Source organism: Fibrivirga algicola (assembly GCF_011742925.1).
Lineage (GTDB): Bacteria > Bacteroidota > Bacteroidia > Cytophagales > Spirosomataceae > Fibrella > Fibrella algicola.
In genome coordinates, this window is the sequence record NZ_WAEL01000004.1 from 623,819 (window position 1) to 638,111 (window position 14,293).

At 55.5% G+C, this 14,293-nt stretch carries 13 protein-coding genes; 6 read left to right on the forward strand and 7 right to left on the reverse strand.

Annotated elements, in window-relative coordinates; translation table 11 throughout:
* Nucleotide 1 precedes the first annotated feature (1 nt).
* Nucleotides 2-190: a hypothetical protein gene (locus tag F7231_RS13960; RefSeq protein WP_085413302.1), complete on the reverse strand. Its 189-nt coding sequence runs from the start codon at nt 188-190 to the stop codon at nt 2-4.
* A 279-nt stretch (nt 191-469) separates the two neighbouring features.
* Here F7231_RS13960 and F7231_RS13965 point away from each other — a divergent pair, with 279 nt between their 5' ends.
* Genes F7231_RS13965 through F7231_RS13980 form a run of 4 tightly spaced genes read left to right on the forward strand, consistent with a single transcriptional unit; the run spans nt 470 to nt 5,484 of the window.
* A complete protein-coding gene (locus F7231_RS13965; RefSeq protein ID WP_166692310.1) occupies nt 470-2,737 on the forward strand; it encodes an NADP-dependent malic enzyme in 2,268 nt (755 codons plus the stop codon).
* 6 nt (nt 2,738-2,743) lie between these two features.
* Nucleotides 2,744-3,724, forward strand: a complete 981-nt coding sequence (trpS, locus tag F7231_RS13970; protein ID WP_166692311.1) for a tryptophan--tRNA ligase — start codon at nt 2,744-2,746, stop codon at nt 3,722-3,724.
* Nucleotides 3,725-3,734: 10 nt separating this feature from the next.
* Entirely contained in the window at nt 3,735-4,511 is a 777-nt protein-coding gene (gene deoC / locus F7231_RS13975) for a deoxyribose-phosphate aldolase (protein ID WP_166692312.1), read from the forward strand.
* 55 nt (nt 4,512-4,566) lie between these two features.
* Complete coding sequence (locus tag F7231_RS13980) at nt 4,567-5,484, forward strand: sugar phosphate isomerase/epimerase family protein (protein WP_166692313.1); 918 nt, start codon at nt 4,567-4,569, stop codon at nt 5,482-5,484.
* Between the two features lie 453 nt (nt 5,485-5,937).
* On the opposite strand, the gene F7231_RS13985 is transcribed toward F7231_RS13980, so the two are convergent.
* The 4 genes from F7231_RS13985 to F7231_RS14000 all read right to left on the reverse strand — a co-directional run bounded on the left by F7231_RS13985 (nt 5,938) and on the right by F7231_RS14000 (nt 9,730).
* Nucleotides 5,938-7,083 carry a multinuclear nonheme iron-dependent oxidase gene (locus F7231_RS13985; protein WP_166692314.1) on the reverse strand — a complete coding sequence of 382 codons (1,146 nt, stop codon included), beginning with the start codon at nt 7,081-7,083 and terminating at the stop codon, nt 5,938-5,940.
* Nucleotides 7,084-7,095: 12 nt separating this feature from the next.
* Nucleotides 7,096-7,251 carry a chryseobasin-related MNIO class RiPP peptide gene (locus F7231_RS13990; protein WP_157510643.1) on the reverse strand — a complete coding sequence of 52 codons (156 nt, stop codon included), beginning with the start codon at nt 7,249-7,251 and terminating at the stop codon, nt 7,096-7,098.
* Nucleotides 7,252-7,424: 173 nt separating this feature from the next.
* On the reverse strand, nt 7,425-7,922 hold the full coding sequence (locus F7231_RS13995; protein WP_085413296.1) for a DinB family protein: 498 nt from the start codon (nt 7,920-7,922) through the stop codon (nt 7,425-7,427).
* Between the two features lie 176 nt (nt 7,923-8,098).
* Nucleotides 8,099-9,730 (reverse strand): carboxylesterase/lipase family protein, encoded by a 1,632-nt coding sequence (locus F7231_RS14000; RefSeq protein WP_166692315.1) that lies wholly within the window; start codon nt 9,728-9,730, stop codon nt 8,099-8,101.
* Nucleotides 9,731-9,889: 159 nt separating this feature from the next.
* Between F7231_RS14000 and F7231_RS14005 the strand changes: the two genes are divergently transcribed.
* Complete coding sequence (locus F7231_RS14005; protein WP_229369916.1) at nt 9,890-10,483, forward strand: PepSY domain-containing protein; 594 nt, start codon at nt 9,890-9,892, stop codon at nt 10,481-10,483.
* Nucleotides 10,484-10,489: 6 nt separating this feature from the next.
* On the opposite strand, the gene F7231_RS14010 is transcribed toward F7231_RS14005, so the two are convergent.
* Nucleotides 10,490-11,434, reverse strand: a complete 945-nt coding sequence (locus tag F7231_RS14010) for a glycoside hydrolase family 113 (RefSeq protein ID WP_208295599.1) — start codon at nt 11,432-11,434, stop codon at nt 10,490-10,492.
* A 159-nt stretch (nt 11,435-11,593) separates the two neighbouring features.
* On the opposite strand from F7231_RS14010, the gene F7231_RS14015 reads away from it, so the two are divergent.
* Nucleotides 11,594-12,958 (forward strand): L-serine ammonia-lyase, encoded by a 1,365-nt coding sequence (locus tag F7231_RS14015; protein ID WP_166692316.1) that lies wholly within the window; start codon nt 11,594-11,596, stop codon nt 12,956-12,958.
* A 72-nt stretch (nt 12,959-13,030) separates the two neighbouring features.
* Here F7231_RS14015 and pepT read toward each other — a convergent pair whose 3' ends face one another.
* Nucleotides 13,031-14,290 (reverse strand): peptidase T, encoded by a 1,260-nt coding sequence (gene pepT, locus F7231_RS14020; RefSeq protein ID WP_166692317.1) that lies wholly within the window; start codon nt 14,288-14,290, stop codon nt 13,031-13,033.
* Nucleotides 14,291-14,293: the final 3 nt, after the last annotated feature.

Sequence of the window (14,293 nt, forward strand, 5' to 3'; positions counted from 1 at the left end):
TTTAGTCTTCTTTTTGGTGTGTGGCTGAATCAGCCCGAGAGTCGGGCTGGCACTCTGCGGGAGGCTCAGGTACGTTGGTGTTTTTCTCGGGGAGATCGTCGGGGGTTTCGGGCTGGCTTTCCCGTGCCTGAAGAAACTGGGCCAGCCTTTCTGCCGCTTTATTGTCTGGTTCGTTCGGGCTTCGTCTCATTAGTAACGGCGTTTATTTCGAAGCGAATGACTCACAATCAAGCACTTGCATCAAGCGTATTACTACCTGTTGCAGTACGTAGAAACGCGGCTTTTATTTACCATTATACCATATAGTAAACTTGACAACCGTACACGAAAAGTCTGTAGAATAGCTGTTTCGCTGCACGCGCTTTTAGCCAAAGGTGTGCACCATACTGGGTAAGCCAACCGCAGTTTTGTAGTTTAGCGGCCCCATTTAGGCCAAACTCTTCAGGCAACTCCGGCCGAAACTCCTCTTATGCAGCAGAAAATCAGGCGCGAAGACGCCCTCGACTACCACGCCAACGGCCGTCCCGGTAAACTGGAGGTCATTCCAACCAAACCTTACAGCACACAGCGCGATCTGACCCTGGCTTATTCGCCGGGCGTTGCCGAACCCTGCCTGGCGATTGCCGAAAACGTGGAAGACGTGTATAAGTACACGGCAAAAGGCAATCTGGTGGCGGTGATCTCAAATGGTACTGCCGTACTCGGTCTGGGTGATATTGGCCCCGAAGCCGGTAAGCCCGTGATGGAAGGTAAAGGGCTGCTGTTCAAAATTTACGCCGACATCGACGTATTCGACCTGGAATTGAATACCAATAACGTCGACGAGTTTGTGCGCACGGTGAAGATTCTGGAGCCAACCTTCGGCGGGGTAAACCTCGAAGACATAAAAGCGCCCGAATGCTTCGAGATCGAGGAACGGCTCCGCAACGAGCTGAACATCCCGATCATGCACGACGATCAGCACGGAACGGCCATTATCTCCGGTGCCGCGCTGTTGAACGCCCTCGAACTGGTTGGCAAGTCGATTGGCGACGTGAAAATTGTGGTGAATGGAGCGGGCGCCTCGGCTATTTCCTGCACCAAGCATTACGTTGCGCTGGGTGCCAAACTCGAAAACATTGTCATGTGCGACTCGAAGGGGCCTATCCGAACCGACCGGGCCGATCTGGACGTACGCAAGGCGATGTTTGCCACTTCCCGCGACCTGACATCGCTTGAGGCTGCTTTTGTGGATGCCGACGTCTTTGTTGGCCTCTCGAAAGGCAATGTCGTTAGTCAGGCAATGGTGCAGAGCATGGCCAACGACCCAATCGTGTTTGCCATGGCGAACCCAACGCCGGAGATCAGCTACGAAGAAGCAATGGCCGCCCGCCCCGACCTGATTATGGCCACGGGCCGGTCTGACTACCCCAACCAGGTGAATAACGTGCTGGGCTTCCCCTACATTTTCAGGGGGGCACTCGATGTGCGGGCAACGGAGATTAACGAGCCCATGAAGCTGGCGGCTACAATGGCCCTGGCCGAACTCGCTAAAAGACCCGTTCCTGATCTGGTGAACATGGCCTACAGCACCGATAACCTGATGTTTAGCCGCACCTACATCATTCCCAAGCCGGTTGACCCCCGGTTACTGGTTACCGTAGCCCCTGCCGTGGCCAAAGCCGCAATGGATTCTGGTGTGGCCAAGCAACCGATAACGGATTGGGAAGCTTACGAACACCAGCTAGCCCACCGATTGGGGCAGGATAACAGCATTTCGCGAGTTATCCTCAACAAAGCCAAGAGCAATCCGAAACGGGTGGTGTTTGCCGATGCCGAGAATTTAAAAGTACTCAAAGCGGCGCAGCAGGTACGTGACGAAGGCATTGCCCAACCCATTTTGTTGGGCGAAACCGCCATGATTCGCCAAATGATCGAGCAGAACAGCCTCGACCTGGGCGACACCCCCATTTACGATCCGCGCTCCCCCGAGCAGGATGCACTGATTGGCCGGTTCGCGGAGGTATTCTTCCAGAAGCGGCAGCGGAAAGGGCTGAACCCCCGCGAAGCACGCAAGCTGATGTACTACCGCAACTATTTCGGGGCTATGATGGTCGAAACGGGCGAAGCCGACGCGCTGATCTCGGGCCTGACCCGCAATTATCCCGATACCATCCGACCCGCGCTGCAAATAATTGGCAAGCAGGAAGGAGTGAAAAAAGTAGCGGGGATGTACATTCTGATGACCAAGCGCGGACCACTGTTCTTTTCGGATACGACCGTCAACTTCAACCCCACGGCAGAAGAAATTGTCGAAATTACCGAGCTGACGGCCCGCGCCGTTGAGCAGTTCAACATCAAACCGCGCATTGGACTGGTTACGTATTCGAACTTCGGTTCGGCCGAAGGCGACGACGCGCTGAAGATGAGCAAAGCCGTTTCGATGTTGCAGGCCAAATACCCCGACATGATTGTCGACGGTGAGATTCAGGCGCACCTTGCCTTCGACACTGAGCTGCTGAAACAGAACCACCCGTTCAGCAAACTCATCGAGGAAGGGGCCAACACGCTGATTTTCCCCAACCTGTCGGCCAGTAACATTGCCTACAACCTGATGTCGGAAGTGGGGGGCGCCGACGCTATTGGTCCCATTCTGCTTGGCCTGCACAAACCTGTACACGTATTGCAACTAGGTTCATCCGAGCGCGAAATTGTTAACATGGTGGCGATTGCCGTCGTGGAAGCGCAGGGAAAATAAATTACTATGTCACGAATCTTAACTGGTATCCAAAGCAGCGGCCGGCCGCATCTGGGTAATATTCTGGGCGCTATTTTGCCCGCCATCCAGCTCTCTCAACAAGCTGGTAACGAGTCGTTTTTGTTTATTGCTGACCTTCATTCGCTCACCACGCTGAAGGAAGGCGACACGCGCCGTGAGTTCATTCGGGCCATTGCCGCCACTTGGCTGGCATTTGGCTACGACACCACCCGGAATACCCTGTGGCGGCAGTCGCGGGTGCCCGAGCATACCGAACTGGCCTGGTATCTCAACTGCTTTACCCCCATGGCGATGCTGCAAAACGCAACCTCGTACAAGGATAAGGTAGAGAAAGTGCCTGGATCTGGAAGCGCGGGTTTGTTCACGTACCCGGTGCTTCAGGCGGCCGACATTCTGCTATACGATACCAATCTGGTGCCCGTTGGAAAAGATCAGCGGCAGCATATCGAGATGACCCGCGACATCGCCTCGTCGGTGAACCGGCAGTATGGCGAAGACATTTTCGTGCTCCCCGAAGCCCGAATCGACGAACGGATTATGACTATTCCGGGTATCGACGGAGCCAAAATGAGCAAGTCGTACAACAACTACATCGATATTTTTCTGCCCGCCAACGACCTGTACAAGGTCGTTAAGAAGATCGTTTCAGATTCGACGCCGCTGGAAGAGCCTAAAAACCCGGCCACTGATATCACGTTCCAGCTGTATGCACTGCTGGCAACAGACGAGCAGGTGGCCGATATGCGGCAGAAGTATGAAGCTGGCGGTTACGGGTACGGACATGCTAAAAAGGAGCTGTATGAGCTGATCGTTCAGCGCTTCGCCGATCAGCGCGAGCGGTTCAACGAACTGATGACCGAGGGCAACCCCGAACTGGAACACGAACTTCGGGCTGGCGAAGAAAAAGCCCGCGCAGTAGCGTCGCAGACCATCGAGCGCGTTCGCCGGGTCATGGGTTTTAACTAACAACATCGCTGTGAACCCAAACCCCACCTTGATCCATGAGCTGGCGAAGATGATCGACCATGCGCTCCTGCACCCGACGCTTACCGATACGGAACTCCGCGACGGCTGTGCACTCGCGCTGCACTACAACGTAGCGTCAGTTTGTATCAAGCCCTATGCCGTACCGCTGGCAACTGAATTACTGGCGGGCTCGGGTGTGCTGGTCGGCACGGTCATCGGCTTTCCGGCGGGGGCATCGACCACAGCCGTGAAAGTAGCCGAGACCATGCAGGCCTGCCACAACGGAGCTGTCGAAATCGATATGGTTGTGAACATTGGCAAGGTGCTGAGCATCGATTACGGGTACGTTCGCGACGAGATCAACGCCGTACACGATACCTGCCGGGCCCACGGAGCCATATTGAAAGTGATTTTCGAGAATGATTACCTGCCCGACACCAGCTACATCATTCGCCTTTGCGAACTCTGCACCGAAGTAGGTGTGGAGTTCGTAAAAACGTCGACAGGCTTCGGGTTTGTCAAAGGCAGCGACGGCAAATTCAGCTACGAAGGCGCCACGATCCCGCACCTCCAACTCATGCTCGATCATGTGGGGCCGGGGGTGCAGGTAAAGGCATCGGGCGGCGTGCGTACTCTCGAAGGGCTGTTGCAGGTGAAGGCAATGGGCGTGTCGAGGCTGGGTACGTCAGCAACAGCCGCAATCATGCAGGAAGCGTACCACCGCTTTGGGGATGGTACTGCCAGCAACGTACCCAACATGAGTAAACCCACCGACAACGGGTATTAAGTAGGTGGAGGGTGCAGATAAACTACCCCCAAACCGTAAGCACCAAACTCATCGTATGCTACACCTTGGTTTTGTCTCGGCCATCCTGGCCGACTATGATCTGAACTCAACGCTGAAGTTCGCCTCTACGCATGGATTTACATGTGTGGAACTGATGTGCTGGCCAGCCGGTAATGCCGATACCCGCCGCTACGCCGGTGTAACGCATATCGACGTAGACAACCTCGACGTGGGCTATGTGCAGACGCTCTGCCGACAGTATGGCGTCTACATTTCCGGACTCGGCTACTACCCCAACCCACTCGACGCCAACGCAGAGCAGGCTGAATTTCACCGCGAGCACCTCAAAAAAATTATCCGGGCGGCCGCCAGGCTGAACGTACCTGTGGTCAACACGTTTATCGGCCGCAATACCACGCTGAACGTACCCGACAACCTGAAACTGGTGGCCGAGCATTGGCCCGCGCTGGTAAAGGTGGCTGAAGAAAACAATGTAAAAATCGGTATCGAAAACTGTCCGATGTGGTTCAGCTACGACGAATGGCCCGGCGGCAAAAACATCGCTACGACCCCCGCCATCTGGGATCGCCTCTTCGAGATCATCCCGTCGCGCATTCTCGGCCTTAACTACGACCCGAGCCATCTGGTCTGGCAAATGATGGATGAGGTGAAGCCCATTTACGACTACCGCGACCGGCTGCACCACATTCACCTGAAAGATGTGAAACTTTACCGCGATCGCCTCGACCGGGTGGGCATTATGGCAAACCCACTGGAATATCATTCGCCAAAGCTGCCTGGCCTCGGCGATGTACGTTGGAACGCCTTTTTCGCCGCCCTTACCGATATCCGGTACCGCGGTCCTGTTTGTATTGAGGTAGAAGATAAAGCCTACGAAGGATCACCCGAAGACGTGCAAACGGCTATTCTCACGGCACGCAACTACCTGCGCCAGTTTCTGGGCGGTGTCTGACACTGGTTGACGTACGTACTGGGAAGCCATTCACATATCCGGCACTACCCGTTACCATGAAACCGTAGCAAGTTGAGTACGTTGTTGAATCACCGAGCCAGCAAATGAACGATTACTATCGATCTGTTCAGGCAGCTTGCGTTGTCATTTCCTGAAACCACAGAGAAAGTCCACTTCGGAAAGACTTCGTTTAGAAGCTATTTGCTACCTACGACAGGTCCACCAATCTCACCAGCATCAATTTATTGACAGTTGAGCAGGACCTCTTGTCAGCCTTCGACCAGTCTGTTACCTGGCCAGTGCCCAACAAATGGGAAAAGCAGGGATGGACGTTCCTTCGTTTGGCCAATGTTCCAGCCGAAACGGTTAACGACGATCTTACAACCGCCGACCGGACGGTAGCACCAGCCCATCTGTCACCTCCGTATAGTCAGGAATGAGGTGACAGGTGGGCTATTCCTTGCCTACAAATCCATTCTTCCATTTTCGGGCAATAGCCACCGCTGTTTCGAGCATGGCAGGTTCCCAACGCTCTACCTCCCACTCAGAATTGGCCAGCGATGACTCAGCTAGTCGACGTTTCGCCTGTTGGACATCAACGGCCGTTTCCAGAATAGCCGACAACTCAAGCTGATGGGTGTACAGCCGATGATTTTCAAGGGGGACAGGATTAATCAGTAAGGGTAATTCAGGAAGAAATGATTGCATATCTGGATGAGCTATGGATTTGTTTTTCTGTTGAACGATCACGTCCATCCGGTCGAAATCGGCCTGAAATGCCAACCGCTCCGAACCGGTTGTTAATCCGGCACCCAACTGTTCCAGCACCACGTACCCAAGGTTAGGGCACCGATCAATGGCCGTACTCAGCCAATTGAATATGTCATCAGGGACAGCATCGTCGTGGGTATCGCGCCGAATGTGTCGACCGGGCTCAATCTCGACTTCGGCCCAGCTCCCACCCGATATATGAATTTCACGAACACGGTCGAGCGGGTACAGGTCGAGTAGCGCAGTCAGGTCCAGGTTGAAATTTTTGCTTTGACAGTACAGGTTATGCAAGTCCAGTATGATAAACCCATTTACCGGCTCAATCAGTTGGCGCAAAAAATCGCCCTGCCGTTTCACATCGTCGAGCGAGTACGCGAACGCCAGGTTTTCCAGCCCAACCGGACAGCGGCAAGCGTCCTGAATACGACTAAGCCGATCCTGCCCAAGTGCCAGCGTAACGGCGGTACAAGGAACGTTGATTGGGGCGCCTTTATGAAAATCGGCACCCGTCATAAACCCAAAATGTTCGGTGATGTGGTCGAAGCGGAACTCACGGGACAACGCCCTGAGGCGAATGAGCCAGGCTTGCTGTTCACTCGTCCAGCGTCCGGATAAGAGAGAGAAAAACACGCCATGACCAACCAGCCTATCTGCCTCGCTGTACGTTGTCAGTAATTCCGTAAACCAGTCGGGCAGTTGCTCGTGCGCGTAGAGCGCATCAAATGACCATTCCAGCGCGGCTACCCGTTCGGCTTCGAAGAGGGGGAGCGCAGCCAGAATCAGGTTGGTTTCCAGATTGCAGGCGAGGGTTGATCGGATGGCGGCCATTCAGGTACGTGGTTAACCCATTCCGCAACCGGGGCAGTCATAAGGCACCTGCTTTTTCTCCGGCTCGCCGCTCTTCGGCTTGATAATCTTATCATTGACACAAGCTGTCACGGTCGTGACCGTAACGGCCACAGCCATTGCTTTTAATAACGTTTTGGACAGGTTCATCGGAGTAGCGGTTTTAGCCAACAATGTGTTCTTTTCCCCGTGACCCGGCCCAGTAACAAAGGGTTGGCAGGCCAGTAAACTTTTTCACGCCGACGTGCCTGAGTTACGCCTCATCCTGACGATAGAGCGTAACTCAGGCACGTCAGCAAACAACTAATCTGTTTCAGGTACGTTTAAAATCCTGGCTCATCGGCGCTGGGACCGTAGCTGCCCGGAATGGGTACGTCCAGCAGGCGAAGGTATACGCCCAGTTGCGCCCGGTGATGAACGATTTGCGAGAACGCCATCCGAATCACTTCTCCTTTCGTATCCGTCCTGATGATGGTATCGCCGCTGCGCATGGTCCAGTCAGGTTCCAGATCGGTTTCGGTAGCCTGACTCAGCGCAGCTTTACCGTCGGTCAGTGATTTCTCGAACAGGTCGAGCACCTCAGCCGTCTTCGTAACGGGCGTGGGCGTATAGTCCATCGTGGCAAAGTCAATACCGTTCGTTTGCAGGGCCATCGCTGTCCAGTTGGGCAGTTCGGCAATATGAACGGCCAGGTTACGCATCGGCATACTCTTAGGGTGCGGCTGCCAGTCATACATGTCGTCGGGGATGCGGCTAAGCATCTTGCGCGTGGTTTGAGCTTCCGCTTCCATTTCTTTCTGGAGCATTTCGATGATCGACATAGCGAGTTGGTTTTAATGAGCATCAAAGATCGAAGCAGGTACTGACAGCCCTATGTCAGTAGCCTTTCGTTAAATCAGCGTCAGTAATAGCCTAGCCTAACCCGCCAGCATCGCCACACGAAAACGGCCAGCCCGATTGCTCAGACTGGCCGTTTTACGCATAAAATCAGCAGCAATTACTTCATCATCGAATCCAGCAGCAGGTACCGATCGCGGTGGGTTTCTATGTCCGCTTTCGAGTCAACGTCAATCCGCATCACCGGTGCAGGCTGACCCGGCTTCAGGGCATTCCAGGTTGGCAGACCCGCGCCATTTGGGTTACCTGTCTTGATGAAATTAGCGAAAAAGGCCTGCATCGTTTTCGACACTTTCTCGTCGTCGGGTGTCCAGGCATAGACCTTATTCGAGCCCAGGTTACCCATAGCGTATTCAATCTCGGCTGAGTGTACGGCTCCTTTTGGTGGTGCCTGACGAGGTGCCGACGGATCAGCATTTCGGACTACACCACCAGCCAAACCAGCCGTAGCGTTCCCCATTTCGGGTACCATCGCCGGCCGTGGACGGGTGTAGAAGTAGCGATACACTGGCTTACCCCCCGTCTGGCTGTGCATATCGGCCCATTTCCAGGTACTAAAACCAATAAACCGGTCGCCCGCCAGCGCGGTGGCTACCTCTACTACGTCGGCATCTGAGGCCGGAACGTAGTGTTTCAGCAACTCAGGAGCCTTATCGCCATACAATTTCTCAACTGACTTGGTAAAGTTGGCCACGGTCGGTTCTTCGTTGCCCAGAATAGATTTATAGCCCGATTCTTCGGAGTTCCAGCCCGCCAGCAACGGCACATGTGCCTGTTCGCCCGCTTTGAAAATGGCTGGTACTGATTTAGGAAAGAAATAACCATCTACGCACGTGCTGAACCGTGGCGTACCGGGCTTGGCCGTGGCTTCCAGCACTTGCTCGGCGGGAAGAGCACGCAGCTCGGCCAGCGAATTCGCGCCAAGCATCGAGGCAAATTTTACGCCCATCGCTTCGGCATCGGCCAGACTAGTTGGCGTTAACGTACCCATAAGCGAGCCACTTTCACCAATGGCCCCGGCAATCAGGTTCTTCGATAAAGGTGACGCCATCTGGGCACTCACCGACGTTGACCCCGCCGACTCACCAGCGATGGTTACCCGCTTTGGGTCGCCGCCAAACGCCGCGATGTTCTTTTGCACCCAAACCAGCGCCGCCTGCTGATCGAGCAAACCGTAGTTACCCGACGCTTTGTTGGGCGACTCTTTTGTTAGTTCGGGATGCGCCATGAATCCGAAAACGCCCAGCCGGTAATTCACCGTGAGGGTGACAATACCCTGCCGCGCCATACTCTCGCCGTCATAACGCGGTTCAGAACCGTCGCCCGCCACAAAGCCGCCGCCGTAGAAATACACCAGCACCGGCAATTTCTCACTGGCTGATTTCGCGGGTGTCCAGACGTTGAGGTACAGGCAATCTTCTTTTACCCCGTCTGAGCGGAAGTTCATATCGCCAAACAGCGCGCGCTGCATGGCACGTGGGCCGAAGTGATCGGCTTTGCGCACACTGGTCCAGTTTTTGGGGGCCTGCGGCTCGCGCCAGCGGAGATCGCCGACAGGTGGCTGGGCAAACGGAATGCCCTTGAATGAGCGCAAACCGCCCGTTTCCTGTACGCCTTCCAGCGTGCCGTTGGCCGTCTGTACACGCAGTGGCGCGCCAGATTTACCAGTCTGAGCGGGTGCCAGTCCAGGCAGGCTCATACAAGCCACAAGTAAAATTAGATACGATTTCATGAGTCCTCAACGAGTAGTTGGTCTTGTACAGCAGAAAGCAGTACCAGCCTGCATTCATACTGATTAAGCAACTGGTAGTTGGGTACGTCCTGGTCGGTACCCGCCCAGCTTACACCAGAATAATGTAGTTTTGACCTAACCACCAAGCCCATCGGCCCGATGGAAAGCACAGGCATGACCGAGAAAACGACCCGGAAACAACAGGCGAAACTCCTCCGCATAACCCGGCGTGTTCACCGATCGACGGGGGCTTTTCTGTTCATTTTCTTCTTCGTGGTGTCTGTAACCGGGCTGCTGCTCGGCTGGAAGAAAAACAGCGGCGGGGTGCTGCTGGCGAAATCATATCAGGGCACCACCTCCGATTTGGCGCAGTGGCTGCCCATCGATAGCCTACACATCATTGCCTGTACCGTGCTACACGACTCGGTGTCGGCCAACCTGCCGGTTGATCTGGAACGGATCGACATCCGAAAAGACAAAGGCATGGTGAAGTTCGTTTTTGCGGCCAACTTCTGGGGTATCCAACTCGATGGCGCAACCGGAAAGCTGCTCCATATCGAACGAAGACGGTCTGACTACATCGAAAAAATCCACGACGGCTCTATCATCGATTATTATTTCGACACAAGCGGTGGTCAGTTCAAACTGGTGTATTCAACCCTGATGGGCGTGGCACTACTCGTGTTTACTATTACCGGCTTCTGGCTCTGGTACGGCCCGAAACGCATGCGCGTGGAGGCCGGCAACCCGTAAGGTCCACTACTTCTGCCCACCTGCTTTTCGGCTCCAGACGTCGCGAAGGGCTGTTTCGGCCAACTTCCCCTGTGGGCTGAACATATCGCGTTCGCGAGGACCGTGCCGCTCCAGCATGAACCACTTCCAGACAAACCCGCCCGCAAACCACGACTGGGTACCGAGCGCTTCGTACAATGCCGTATACGCATTGGCCTGTGCCTGCATATTCGGCTGACAATCGGTCTCCGACTCCCATGGTTTTTCGGCAGCGCGGTCGCAGGAACGGTAGCCAAATTCGGTGAAAAGAATCGGTTTCTGGAAGGTTGCGCTCAGGCGGGCCAACTCGGCAATTGGCTTTTTCCAGCCCCGTACCATTGCCTTCACCGACGGTGTTTTATCGTCGGATAAAGGGAAATACGCATCCACACCGATGTAATCAAGCTGATCCCAGAATGGCAGTTTATCGTAGCGGTCCCAATTGGCAGCGTAGGTGAGTTTTCCTTTATACACTTTCCGCACATCAACGATCAGCTGCTTCCAGAAAGCCGGGCGGGCCAACGCAAATTTGTCGAGTTCAGTGGTGATGCAGAACAGATCGACCTTCAGCGAATCGGCCAGGCGGGCATGGCCCAATACGTACCCACGGTAGTCGGTCTCAAAGGTCTGCCAGTCAGCTTCCTTATCGAAGGCCAGGTCGAGGTGCGAGCCGCCCATCATCCAGACGTGCGGTTTCAGCATCACTTTCAGGCCCTGCGCGCGGGCCATCTGCACCGTTTCGGCCACACCGCCGGGAGTTTCGCCCCACCACTGTCCGCCCCCGCGCCGCTGTCCGGGCGGGCGGTTACCATGCCAGTAAAAGTGCGCCTCGCCCGCACGGCAGAAGCCGTAGGGCACCACCGCCACCCAGGTGCCACCGTCGGCCTGTAGGGCACGGAGCGTGGTGTCGGCCGGTTTTTGGGGCGGTGCCACCAGATTCGCCCCTTTGATCAGTTCACCCGTATGGCGAAAAGGCGGTTGATTCTGGCAGGACGCAACTAGGCACAGACACAACAAACACACAAAGCATGTAAGTTGGCATATGGGATTTGGGTAGATTGCAGGCACAGTAGTTCGTTTCATCAACAGTTTATGATTACCACTTCCGTTTTCGATTTATTCAAAATTGGCCCCGGTCCGTCGAGTTCACACACGATTGGCCCAATGAAAGCAGCCTTTGATTTTGTGCAACGGCTGGCAAACCTGCCCGCCGACCAACTCGCCGGCGCCGATGCCATCCATATTCACTTATACGGTTCGCTCAGCGCCACGGGTAAAGGCCACGGCACCGACCGCGCCATCGTAGCCGGCCTGATGGGCTGGCAACCCGAAACCACTGACCCCGACGCGCTGAACCAGCTCCTGCGCGACCCGTCGCTAACGTACCCGGTGCCGGTTGGTGACAAACAGATCCCCGTCAGCGCGGCGTCGTTTCACTTCGAACGGGTTCGCTACGAGTCACCCCATGCCAACACGCTGGTACTGAAATTAACCAGCGGACACGACCTGCTGACCAGCGAAGAATACTATTCCATTGGCGGCGGTTTCATTATCCGCAAGGGCGACACCGCCGACACCAGCAAAACCATCACGGTGCCGTATCCCTACAACACCATGAAGGAACTGAAAGCGCACCTGAGTCAAACGGGCTTGTCGTTGGCCGACGTACTGCTGGCTAACGAAATGGCCATTTCGGGTCGGCCACTTCGCGACGTCAATGCTCGCCTTGACCAACTCATCGACGCCATGCACAAGGCCGTTCGGCGGGGGCTTCGTCACCGGGGTACGTTACCGGGCACGATTAAACTCCGCCGAAAAGCCCCTCTTCTGTTCAAGCAGGCCCGTTCGCTCTCGCAAAGTGCAGATAGTTTTTTGATTTTCCTGAATGCCTACTGTTTAGCGGCCTCCGAAGAGAATGCAGCGGGCGGTATTGTCGTCACGGCCCCTACGTCGGGCGCATCGGGCGTTATTCCGGGGCTGACGTACCTGGCCAAGCACCATTTCCATTACACCAAAACCACCCTGCGCGAAGGCATGCTGGCAGCAGCGGCCATTGGATTCCTGGTGAAGCACAACGCCAGTATCTCCGGTGCCGAAATGGGCTGCATGGGTGAAATCGGCACGGCCTCAGCGATGGGGGCGGCTTTTCTGACGCATTGCGCGGGCCACGGCATCGAGTCGATTGAGTCGGCGGCTGAAATTGGCATTGAACACCACCTGGGCATGACCTGCGACCCCATTGGCGGGTACGTTCAGATTCCGTGTATCGAACGGAATGCGATGGGGGCGGTAAAAGCCTACAACGCCTTCCTGCTAGCCTCGTCAGGTTCGCCAGACATGCAAAAAATTTCGCTCGATGCGGTCATCAAGGTCATGAAAGCCACCGGCCGCGACATGTCGACCAAGTACAAAGAAACCTCCGAAGCTGGCCTGGCCCTGAGCGCAACAGAATGCTAAAAACGTGTCTTCTGTTGCGCTGCTTAGGTACGTATCCGGGCAACGCAGCAGAAGACAGAAGGCTGAAGACAATTATTTATTCTCCGCCCAAACCTGAGCCAGATGCACAACGACTTCGGCGGCTTTTTGCATATCCTGAACCGATACCCATTCCTGCCGGGAGTGGAAAGCATGTTCACCCGCGAAGATGTTGGGGCACGGCAGGCCCATGAACGATAGCCGTGACCCATCGGTACCACCCCGGATGCTGCGCCGATTGGGCGTAAGCCCCGCCCGACGAATGGCCTCCAGCGCGTGATCGACAACGGCCGGATGCCTGTCGAGGACTTCTTTCATGTTCCGGTATTGCTCGGTTACGGTAAACGTAGCCGTCGAGTTTGGGTAGTCGGCCAGTACTTTACTGAGCAGCGTTTGCAGCAGGGTTTCGTGCTCGTGCAAGCCCGCCGTGGTGAAATCGCGCACGATGAACCCAAGCACGACCCGGTCCTGATTGCCGTCGATATGCGTGGGGTGTACAAACCCTTCTTTGCCCTCTGTCGTTTCGGGCGAGAGTCGTTTTTGGGGTAAACCAGCCAGAATATCGCCCGCAATTTTCAGCGCATTCTCCAGCTTTCCTTTCGCAAAACCGGGATGCGTACTCACGCCCTGGATCACGATACTCACGCCATCGGCCGAAAACGTTTCGTCTTCCAGCGTACCCAGCGACTCACCATCAATGGTGTATCCGTAGGCGGCATCGAGTTTAGTCATATCAATGTTGGCTGTTCCCTTCCCCACTTCTTCATCGGGGGTGAACAGCAGCCGGATGCGCCCGTGGGGTACGTTCGGATTCGCCATCAGGTACTCGGTAGCCGCCATGATCGCCGCAACGCCCGACTTGTTATCGGCGCCGAGCAACGTGGTGCCGCTGGCCGTGATGATATCGTTGCCAATCTGCGCTGCCAGATCGGGATGGTCTTTCTGTCGAATAACCACTGGCGCATCGCCCGCCTGGGCTACGTCGGGCAGCACCATGTCGTCGCCGTTCCATTGGAAATGAATGATCGGCTTCACGCCTGCCCCCGTCACATCGGGCGAGGTATCCATATGGGCGCAGAAACAGATCGTAGGTACGTTTTCCTGGTCCGTTGTGGCGGGAATGGTGGCGTAGATATAACCGAACTGGTCGAGCGCGGCGTCGGTGATGCCCAGTTCGAGCAATTCCTGCACCAGCACCTGGCCAAGGTCTTTCTGCTTTTCTGTAGTCGGGCTGGCCGTCGACTGCGGGTCCGATTGGGTATCGATCTGAACGTATCGGAGAAAGCGGTCGGTCAGCGTGTCGGGATTTATCATAAC